This is a genomic window from Oleiphilus sp. HI0117, from assembly GCF_001635235.1.
The window spans coordinates 1-400 of the sequence record NZ_LWGA01000539.1; the positions used below are offsets into that span (position 1 = coordinate 1).

General features: G+C 42.2%; 1 protein-coding gene. It reads right to left on the minus strand.

Annotation, left to right across the window (positions count from 1 at the left end; all coding sequences use genetic code 11):
- Positions 1-61: 61 nt before the first annotated feature.
- A partial coding sequence (gene fabZ, locus A3757_RS05975; RefSeq protein WP_068739309.1) for a 3-hydroxyacyl-ACP dehydratase FabZ occupies positions 62-400 on the minus strand: 339 nt, incomplete at its 5' end.

The following is a 400-nucleotide window of genomic DNA, read 5'->3' on the forward strand; positions in this document are numbered from 1 at the left end:
ACTATTGCTTGAGGGTGAACTTTAGTGTCTGAATGGATTTTGGCATCAGGGTGGATTGTCATTAACGTTCTCGCTCCGCTGTCATAATTTCTGCAATACAAGCAACCTCACCATCTACATATGCAGTACAGTCAAACTTCCAGATGTTATGCTTTGCTGCAATCAAATGAGATTCTAGTACCAGTTGATCGCCCGGAACAATTGGCCTTTTAAAGCGCGCTTTATTTGTTCCGGCAAAATAGTGTATTAAGTTTTCACTTGGCTTTTTGTTAGTCGTAATAAAGCCGAGTATGCCTGAAACCTGCGCTAGTGCCTCCAGCACAAGCACACCAGGCATGATTGGTTGATCAGGGAAATGTCCTTGAAAGTAGTTTTCGTTTACCGTCACATTTTTAAAGCC